Annotated in this window: 5 protein-coding genes and 1 pseudogene; 3 read left to right on the forward strand and 3 right to left on the reverse strand. The window is 59.6% G+C overall.

The features are described from left to right. Positions 1-17 precede the first annotated feature (17 nt). Positions 18-251, reverse strand: coding sequence for a hypothetical protein (locus tag IHE57_RS15510; protein WP_209374485.1), 234 nt, complete (start codon positions 249-251; stop codon positions 18-20). 287 nt (positions 252-538) lie between these two features. Here IHE57_RS15510 and IHE57_RS15515 point away from each other — a divergent pair, with 287 nt between their 5' ends. The 3 genes from IHE57_RS15515 to IHE57_RS15525 all read left to right on the forward strand — a co-directional run bounded on the left by IHE57_RS15515 (position 539) and on the right by IHE57_RS15525 (position 3,935). After that, the gene (locus tag IHE57_RS15515) at positions 539-697 is read left to right on the forward strand and encodes a hypothetical protein (protein WP_209374487.1); all 159 of its coding nucleotides are present in this window, start codon (positions 539-541) and stop codon (positions 695-697) included. Between the two features lie 126 nt (positions 698-823). Next, a complete protein-coding gene (locus tag IHE57_RS15520; RefSeq protein ID WP_209374489.1) occupies positions 824-1,762 on the forward strand; it encodes a patatin-like phospholipase family protein in 939 nt (312 codons plus the stop codon). A gap of 109 nt (positions 1,763-1,871) precedes the next feature. After that, positions 1,872-3,935 carry a PQQ-binding-like beta-propeller repeat protein gene (locus IHE57_RS15525; protein WP_209374491.1) on the forward strand — a complete coding sequence of 688 codons (2,064 nt, stop codon included), beginning with the start codon at positions 1,872-1,874 and terminating at the stop codon, positions 3,933-3,935. A gap of 398 nt (positions 3,936-4,333) precedes the next feature. Here the strand turns inward: IHE57_RS15525 and IHE57_RS15530 are convergent, their stop codons facing one another. After that, on the reverse strand, positions 4,334-5,116 hold the full coding sequence (locus IHE57_RS15530) for a DUF2971 domain-containing protein (protein WP_209374493.1): 783 nt from the start codon (positions 5,114-5,116) through the stop codon (positions 4,334-4,336). Positions 5,117-6,026: 910 nt separating this feature from the next. Beyond that, positions 6,027-7,230 (reverse strand): annotated as a pseudogene (locus IHE57_RS15535) (IS110 family RNA-guided transposase). Positions 7,231-7,586: the final 356 nt, after the last annotated feature.

The following is a 7,586-nucleotide window of genomic DNA, read 5'->3' on the forward strand; positions in this document are numbered from 1 at the left end:
CAGGACGTCACTGGTAGTCATCGCCTGGCCTCTGCGCTCGCCTCCTCGAACAGCTTCTTCCGGCGCTTGAGGCTGGCTCGACTGACCGAGACGGCAATGAGCGCGAGCACGCTGATCTTCGCTGTCGTCCACACCCAGTCCGGGATATCGAAGGGGAGGTCGATGCTGGGCAGCCAGCCGAAGAGGATATCGAACAGCCAGCCGAAGAAGCGGCCGATGGCAGACAGCAGGGATCCGAGTGGTTCGAGCATACGCGTCAGCCAGTTCATGACCGGCTCGAGAAGCGGCGTGAGATGTCGAGACAGCCAAGCTTTGACCGGTTCGCGAGTAAGGACAGCAGAGCGCCGAGCCCCAGGAGCGGGATGACCAGACGGATGATCGTAGTCGGTCCGGCTATGAGAGCGAATCCAGTCGGGTGTGCCGTGCGTTTGAGATCGCGTGCTTCTGATCGGCCGCACGCCTCCGGCAACAGCGGGACGATGTTGCCACCGGCATGGCCTTCTGCCTCACCGGCTTCGCCGAGCGCCGAGGTAGTCACATGGATCTGTTCACGATCGACCAGCTTCCCCTCGACCGTCGGGCTTCGGACGACGATGCGAACGGTGAACCAGCCGCCGACGCGGACTTCGACACCGTTCGCATCCGTGTTCGTGCTGTCGGCCTCGGGAAGATGATCGACACCATCGATGGCTGGTGACTTGTTTCAACCTTCCACGGCGGTTGGCCAAGTCCCGAAGCGGGTGCACCACCATCTGCAAGACGTCGAACGTTCCGGATCTGGCTGTCGGTGATCCACGCAGGCGGCTTGGTTAGGATGGCGACTATGACAGAAGAAGGGCAGGAACCGACGACCACGAACACGACTCGTATCACCGACACGGCTCTGATCTTCGAAGGTGGTGGCATGCGGGCGTCTCTGACGAGCGGAATGGTCGTCACGCTCCTCGACGCCGGTCTCGATTTCGACTGGGTCGCCGGCATCAGCGCCGGGGCGTCGAATGCCGTGAACTATCTGTCCGACGATGCCCGTCGTGCCCGCAGGTCCTTCGTCGAGTTCGCCGCCGACGAGCAGTTCGGCGGTCTGCGCTACTTCGCTCGCGGACAGGGTATGTTCAACGCGGAGTACATCTACCAGAAGGCAGGCGGACCGAACGAAGCGCTGCCGTTCGACTGGGAGACCTTCGACTCGAATCCGAGCCAGCTGCGGGTCATCGCCTTCGATGCCGAATCCGGTGACGAAGTCGTGTGGTCGCGCAAGGACACCCCGCGCATCGACGACCTCATGATCCGCGTGCGCGCCTCGTCGACGATGCCTGGGCTCATGCCGCCGGTGCACCTCAACGGGCACGTCTACGTCGATGGCGCTATGGGCGACGACGGCGGGATCGCACTGAGCCAGGCCCAGCGCGAAGGGTTCGAGAAATTCGTCATCGTCCTCACTCAGGAGCGGTCGTACCGGAAGGCCCCGCAGCGGTTCCCTGCGATCTACCGCGGCATCTTCCGCCGGTACCCGGCGCTGGGGGAGGCGCTGCTGACGAGGTGGAAGAGATACAACGAGACCCGTGAGCGCATCTTCGCACTCGAGGCCGAAGGGAAGGCGCACGTGTTCGCTCCGGAACGTATGCCGGTCGACAACAGCACCCGCGACCTCTCGCGCCTGGCCGCCGCCCACCGTATGGGTCTCTCCCAAGCGCGGTGCGAGTTGCCGGAGATCCGGGAGTTCGTGGGTGTGTCAAGCAGCGCAGTGTCATCGAGTCGATGAAGACGTGGGCTCCTCGACATCGTTGACGACAATTGCGATCTGACAACATTTCAGTCATTCACTACAGTTCACGTAGTCGCGTCAGGGCTTCCTGCTAGATTCTCTGAGTATGAGCGACCACCCATATTCTCGTGAGCCACAGCTGCCCCCTACTGAGCCGGGCGCGACGAAGAAATCGAAATCCAAACCCGTCCTGCTCGGCGTTGCCGCGGTCGCGGTCGTGGCGCTCATCGCCGGAGGCTCCTTCGCCTACTTCTCCGGGTACAACCCCTTCGGTGATCCGGAACCCGACTACGCGCAGACTCCCAGCCAGTCCGATGTCATGGACTTCAGTGGATTGAGCCAAGACATGCATCTAAACGGTGCGCCGCTGACCGCCTCAGCCGAAACGACTGAGACCTCCTCTCAGATCCTGCGGTTCATCGGATCGACCACATCGATTCTCACCCGAGTGGGTGACGACGATACGCCTGCCTGGACGGTGTCGATCCCGCACCAGGACATCGACACCGGCGACACCGAGCCGCTCGACGAGGCGCTCGACCCGGAGTCCTCCGAAGACACTTCCGACGAAGAGGAGAAGCTGGCGGGCACTCCTGCCGCGTGCCGAATCTCCAGCGGCGCTGTCCAGTGCGGGAACCGAACGGTCGCACTCAGCGACGGGTCGATGACGAAGGCAGAGAGCACAGCCGAGGTCGACCCCGATCCCGCATCGTCGCGGGTCCCTCTCGAAGCCGATGACGAAGGGGCAGTGACCGGGCCGGACGATCAGGCCTATGACGGTCTGAACCTCGATCCGGAGGCCTACGCCTCGATGATCGCCGGTGCTCAGGCGGGGGAGACCGGACCGTGGGTGGTCTCCGATGGTCAGACTCTTGCCGCCGTCGATTCCGACGGCGTCCTATGGACGCAGGATCTCGATTCCTCCGCCGCCGAGGTGACCGGACTCGGTGACATACGCGTCACCCCGTCGTGGGCGGCGGTCGACGATGTTCTCATCATCGGAACCTCGGACGGGGTCAAAGGCCTCGATGTCTCGACCGGTGACCAATTGTGGGCAGTGTCCGCACCGACCGACGGATTCGCGGTCACCGGCAGTCAGCTGCGCATCCAGCACGAGGGGGCAGTGAGCTCGTTCGACTTCACAGACTCATCGGACGACGATTCAGTGACGGCCGACAAAGGATTCGATGAGAGCATTTCGGCCCTGCCGGCACCGAAGCTTCCGTCGGAGGACGATATCCGGAATGCGAAGTTGGAGGTCCCTCCTGCTTGTGCAGACTTGACTATGGCCGAGGGAGCGAAGCAGGAGTTCACAGACGGCAAGGCCGCAGAAGGGGAGTACGGGTCATCGATCGCCATCAATGACGTGACAACGTCGCTGGCCGCACCGAAGCCGATGGTCGCGATCGACTTCGTCTGCTATCCGGGTGGGAATTGGGTGACGGATTCGGTCGGTGTCTATGATCAGAAGCTCGACCTGGTGACCTCGATCGAGCCGTGGGGCGCGGATTCGGACTTTCAGCAGCTTGCCGATTTCAACCGCAGCATCGTCTCTGCCGTCGATATGACCGGACCCTATATGACAGCGACGCTGAGCAATATCGCCGTCTATGGCGACGAGGACTACAACGCGGCAGAGCGCACAGGGGAGGCAGAGCTTCGCTTCGCATGGTCGAAGGGAGGTTACGAACCTCAGGATGTGCTGTTCAACGCTGACGGAGCGACCGTCCGGGTCCCGGAGGTCGATGAAGTTCAGAAGTTCATCGACGCGGCCGCGAAAGGCGACGATGACACCGCCGGTGCGATGGCCACTGATGAGGTGATGCGAGATCTGGATACGGTCATCGGGGACGCATCTGCGAACCCACCGCTGACGTACCGCAACGTGGCTCTCCAGGACGGGACCGAAGTCGATACCTGCGAACTCATCGGAGTCGTGGACGAGGAATACGGGGGCTACACCATGAGCAATGGTGTTGAACTGATGGAAGCAATCGGCGGTTTGGGCTCCGATTCCATCGAGCCCGGCGACGTCATCTGCGGACTGAAGGGACCAGGCGAGACGATCGACCCGGACGATGAGTACAGCTGGTACGCAGCGCACCTGTTGCTGAAGGGCAATGAGGCGGGAGCGGTCAAAGTGTATTCGGTGTCCTCATACACCGGTTGACGATAAGTAGACCGCTGGGGCAATTATTCCTGCTGGTATTCCAGCTTCACTGAGATCTCCTTCGAGGCGGCCTTCATCACCGGGACAAGCGCATGCATCCGATCTTTCGGCATATAGGGACGTGTGGCTGACAGCGAGACTCCTGCGACGATACTCCCGCTGCTATCGCGGATCGGGGGCGGCCACGCCGGATCCCTGGTCAATTCTCCTCGAAGGTCGAATGTGGCGTCGTCGCGTGTGTAATCGCGCATTTGTTTGACCTCAACTGCGAAGAACCTGTAAAGGGAAACTATAATGAGCAGAACGGAAGACTGGAAATTTCCGCTTGGCTGCGTTGGGAAGCCGTAATTCTCCCCTTCTTAGGAGCCAGAACGGAACCGTAAAGGAAGACTCTGAAACTAGAATTTATTGGAAATGCGTTCAGGCATCTCATACAGGTTTGACTGGAGGATGCGCCAGTCATTTCCAAATTGCCGACAAACCTCTTCGACGCTCCCTTTGACCCACCCTCCAAGGCGTGGACTGATTATCAGCTCATCGATTAAAATATTCAAGTCGCAGGTAACTGTCGCGAATTTCGGTATCGCTGTCAGATCTTCATCGTTGTAGTTGTGGTCTTTAGAGGCGTCATGGGCTACTAGTCGAAACTCATTTTCGTGAGAAAACTCAATTCGTTTAGAAAAATATTGATCCGTGTATGAATCGGAATTTGCGCCCTCCGTAGAGAAATTCTTGTAGTCAACGCGGCCATAAAACACCCTGTCGACGCAATCGCCTTTGATGAGCGATTCCTTCATCTTCTTCCATGAGGTCTTGATTGCAAGACCTTTGTCGTCGCCGTAGATCCTCCAGAGCCCAGCGTTTTCGGTCGGAAAAGAGTTCCAACAAGAAATATAAGTGCGCTCGCGCCAGAAAAATGTTTCCTTGAGTTCCCTATTCCAGAGGGCATGCCTAAGATAGCTCGGCGCGCCCCTCCTTTTCCAGGCTTTTAATTGTGTGTCGGTAGCTGCTTCGCCGAGTACTCCTTCGTAACCGTCTTCCATTGATGAAGCGCGAGGCATTTTGAGAGTGTTTGTCGTGAGTAAATCAAGAAACTTTGGGAAATCCAGGTAGCGCCAAAGAACAAGATCGTCCGCTGGCTCCGGCGCATCGTTATTGTAGTGCGAAAGAATTATCGTCATAGCTATTCTATCGTACCTCGGTCCTTGACCCACTGTTGTGTCGATGATGAATGATAACGACCAGATCAGCGCGGAGTACATTCAGTTGTGACGAATGAGCGTCACCGGTCAGGCGGCCCCAGGCGAAATGTTCAATATATAGTTGCGGGCAGGATACTTTTTGGCATTCTGATCAAAGTGCGATCGAACATAGGTCGAGGAGCTGGGCGGACAGGTTCTGGCGAAGCCAGCAAAAGGCCTGCGGCACGACCGCGCGCTCTGTCACAGTGCCTTTGAGCCGCTCGTCTGGTCTGCAACCGCTCGGTGGCGGATTATCCTGAAGGGAATGGTGTGAGAATTGGCGACATTTGATCTGGCTTGTTCACAGGCAAGTCTGGATGGATGAACACCATACCCCGACCCTATTTGAAAGATTTCCGCGATGACGTCATCCGCGTAGCAGTAGGCCGGGACAAGGACACCACGATCTTCTAGGTCGCCAAGAACTTCGGCATCCACGAAGGTACTATCAACAATTGGATCCGCCAGGCCGAGATCGATGCCGGCAACAAGTTCGGCACCACCACCGACGAGTCGGCTCAGCTTCGCGCGCTACGGCGACGGTCTCGCCTGCTAGAGCAATAGAACAAAGTCGTCCTCCGGGCAGCCGCCTACTTGTCGCAGCCGAAGTTGCCGTCAAAAGGCTCTACCCGCTCGTGAGAGAGCTCTCCGCCGTCGTTATCCCCCGTCGCGGCGTCGTGTCGGGTTCTCAAGCTCTCTCGCCAGCTCTACTGCCGGGGGGTGCCCCTATGGTTTAAGTCAATGGGCAACGGGCAGAATCTTGTAGTCTCTTCGGTGAGGCCCGAAGGGCAGGGATGTTCTGTCCGGGAACTGCCTCTCAGACTGATCGGGCACCTCGCTACAGGCTGGTTCAGGCAGCAGTGGCCACCTCGGGTGTGTGGAAGTAGGCACCATCGCGCAGCATCGCGTACAGCACGTTACAGCGCCTGCGCGCTAACGCGATCAGTGCCTGATTGTGTTTCTTATGCTCGGCACGTTTCTTGTCGTAATACGCCCTCGACAACGGGTCCTTCAACGCGACGAACGCTGACAGGAACAGGGCTCGTTTGAGGACCTTATTGCCCCGACGCGAGGAATGATCTCCTCGGATCGAGGTTCCCGACCGCCATGTCACTGGTACCAGGCCGGCATAAGACGCGAGATGCCCGGCTGATTCGAAGTCCTTACCCACCACTTCGGTCAGGATCCTCGCCGCTGTCCTGACGCCGACTGCCGGCATCGACGTCAGGAGTCCGAAAAGCGGATGGGCCTGGACCAGGCCCTCGATGCGGGCGAACACCTCGTCTCGCGACTGGCGTGTCTGCGCCAACGACGTCGCCAGTTGGGGCAAGACGAGTCCGGCCGCATCGGTGCCCGACACCACCACCGTCTGCCCATCCAACGCAGTGAAGATCGCTGCCGCCCACCGTTTCCACGCCCTGGGCGCCTGATTACGCAGCAGCGTCTCGACACGCCGTTTGCCGGCATGCCGCAAAGACTGTGGTGTCGGATACTTCGCCACCAGGGCCAGCATGGCGGGATGATCCAAGTGGGGACCGATGACGGTCTCTAAGCCGGGGTGGATCTGGGTGAGCAGCCCGCGGATCCGGTTCGACGTCGCGATGGCTTGTTTGGCGAGGTCATCGTCATAGCCACACAGCATCGACAACTCGGCCACATTCTCATCAGCAACCCGGATCCCCCCGCAGCGTGTGGGGCATGGTCCGGGCGGCTTCAGCGATGATGCCGGCGTCTCTGGCATCGGTCTTCGCCTCACCCGGGTGGAGATCGGCGATGCGGCGCATCGCCAGTCCGGGCAGGTAGGCGACCATGATGCCCTGGGCTTGGGCGACCGTGACGGGCAGCGCCCCGATCGTGGCGGGCTGGTCGACAACAACCAGCAGTCTCCCGTGCTTGCGCAGGCGGGTGATCAGGGCCTTCAGTTTCGTTTCGTTCTGCGGCAGGGCTTTCGACAGGAGTTGTTTTCCGTCACGGTCGAGTGCGACGGCGTGGTGGTTGTGTTTGCCGACATCGATGCCGATGAATACGTCGATGTCAGCGTGGTTGGTAATCATGTCACTCATCTTCTTCGACTCATGTGACCGGATATTGGTTGTGGTTCGGCTGGCCGGTGGTGCTGGGTGGCTCCTGGGTTCGGCATCCACGTTACGGTCGGGCTCAAGGCATGTGTTCTGCCAGTGGTTCTGGCCCCTATCAGCGATTTCCCTGGTGCCTTCGAACCCCGGTGACTACACCCCCCGGATCATGATGACTGGGGGCATCAATCATGCCGGAGTCCTCAGGCCAGCGAGCCCTTCTATCCTGACGGATGGTGGGGCTACTTAAAAGGTAACGGGGGTGCCCCTATATTTATTCATAGGCCCTGAACGGGGTCTGGTCGCTGGTCCTGGTATGGCTGATTTGCCCTGTC

It is taken from the genome of Brevibacterium renqingii (assembly GCF_017808105.1).
In the GTDB taxonomy this organism is placed as follows: Bacteria; Actinomycetota; Actinomycetes; order Actinomycetales; family Brevibacteriaceae; genus Brevibacterium; species Brevibacterium renqingii.

Excerpts from the sequence above, each read along its gene's own strand:
- IHE57_RS15515 (WP_209374487.1), top strand. The coding sequence starts at position 539 with ATGGATCTGTTCACGATCGACCAGCTTCCCCTCGACCGTCGGGCTTCG.
- IHE57_RS15520 (WP_209374489.1), top strand. The coding sequence starts at position 824 with ATGACAGAAGAAGGGCAGGAACCGACGACCACGAACACGACTCGTATC.
- IHE57_RS15510 (WP_209374485.1), bottom strand. The coding sequence starts at position 251 with ATGCTCGAACCACTCGGATCCCTGCTGTCTGCCATCGGCCGCTTCTTC.
- IHE57_RS15530 (WP_209374493.1), bottom strand. The coding sequence starts at position 5,116 with ATGACGATAATTCTTTCGCACTACAATAACGATGCGCCGGAGCCAGCG.
- IHE57_RS15525 (WP_209374491.1), top strand. The coding sequence starts at position 1,872 with ATGAGCGACCACCCATATTCTCGTGAGCCACAGCTGCCCCCTACTGAG.